Source organism: Aeoliella straminimaris, from assembly GCF_024054565.1.
Lineage (GTDB): Bacteria > Planctomycetota > Planctomycetia > Pirellulales > Lacipirellulaceae > Aeoliella > Aeoliella straminimaris.
The window spans coordinates 1-1,379 of record NZ_JAMXLR010000070.1; the positions used below are offsets into that span (position 1 = coordinate 1).

Annotated in this window: 2 protein-coding genes; both read left to right on the forward strand. The window is 52.3% G+C overall.

Annotated elements, in window-relative coordinates:
- On the forward strand, nt 1-210 hold a 210-nt coding region (locus tag NG895_RS19955), incomplete at its 5' end, for a hypothetical protein (protein WP_252854295.1).
- A gap of 12 nt (nt 211-222) precedes the next feature.
- Nucleotides 223-936: a LamG-like jellyroll fold domain-containing protein gene (locus NG895_RS19960; protein ID WP_252854296.1), complete on the forward strand. Its 714-nt coding sequence runs from the start codon at nt 223-225 to the stop codon at nt 934-936.
- Nucleotides 937-1,379: the final 443 nt, after the last annotated feature.

Sequence of the window (1,379 nt, forward strand, 5' to 3'; positions counted from 1 at the left end):
GTCCAATTCAAACCAATCTCTTCGCCCGTTGCAGAATCGCGTAATTCTGCCGAACCGACTGGCTTGAATCTGGGAGTCTTGGTTGCGCTGAGCACCTGCTTTCGGATTTTCCCGTCGGAATTCTCGCGAATTAACCTGACGGCACTTATCTGCACAGATCGTGAAAGCAACGAAACTTCTGCCTCCAAGAGTTTCTGCTGGCAAGCCTGATGGAGATGACTAATGAGAAAGACTACTCTTTGCCGTTTAGCTTTCATTTTGGCACTGGCTCTGGCGAGTTCTGCCAACGCCGATGGAATCGCTGACTGGCTCAACGCGATTCAAACTTCCAATCCCGGCTATGTGAAGACGCAAATTCTGACACCAACCGTAGACGATATCGGAAACTACAGCCTCGCCACGGGTGGCGGAGTGACTTACGAATTCATTTACAATGCCGATGTCGGGGGAGTCAGTAGTGCGTTGATGGGTGCGGGTTATGCGCCGGGAAATGTCGGCAGCGATCCCGGTGGACTCAAATTGGATCAGTGCTGCAACACAGGAAAGTTCGGTGTCACTCTTTTTGGCGCCTACGACGTTAATTTCGCAACAGATTCGATTTTTGGCGTGGACACTCAAGCCGTCTTCGTCATGAACGGCACCGGCGCGGAACTCTATGTCAACGGGGTTCTCGCCGATACCGTCAATTCTTCCTTTTTAATATCAGGATCAGTCGGCATTGGCCAAGCGTACGATAATTCTACTGGAGGTTTCGACCAGTTGAACGGGGCGATTTTAGGAGTTGCGGTTTACGATTCGGCACTCACTGCCGCAACCATCCGGAACCACTACAACGCCTTCGTTGTCCCCGAGCCCAGCGCGTTAATCCTGGTGAGCAGCGGTTTGGGTGGCTTGGCCATGATTCGCCGCGCTCGGCGGTTGGAGAACGAGCGATGACCAAGCAAGGGTAGTACCAAGGGGGTGCCAAATAGGGTTCTCTCCCGCCCAGCAAAAACTGATTGCCATAGCCGACACGAGCTTCAAGTTTACAGGAATATCGGTAATCTTAGAGTCCGATGCAGAATAGTTTAGTCTGTTCGCGGACCGATTTCGTCAAAGAAACTCCGTGACGATGAGATTCTCAAATAGCACTACTGCTAAGGCAGCGAACTAGATCACAAAGGCTGCTTTCTTATATCGGTGCGGCCCGAACAGCGGACACAAACCGCAAAGAGCAGATTAGTGCTCTCATGATTCGAACCTGCAAGCGGACGGCGATCTCGTTGCGCAGTCGCTGAGATCTCAAGACGCAGCAGTGGTTAATGGCTTACTTTGAAAGCCCGGACGCGAGCCAGCAGCGATGAGGCGAGTTCCGACGAGCGTGTTGAGTGTACATCTGG

Coding starts and splice junctions, on each gene's coding strand:
- NG895_RS19960 (WP_252854296.1), top strand. CDS start 223: ATGAGAAAGACTACTCTTTGCCGTTTAGCTTTCATTTTGGCACTGGCT.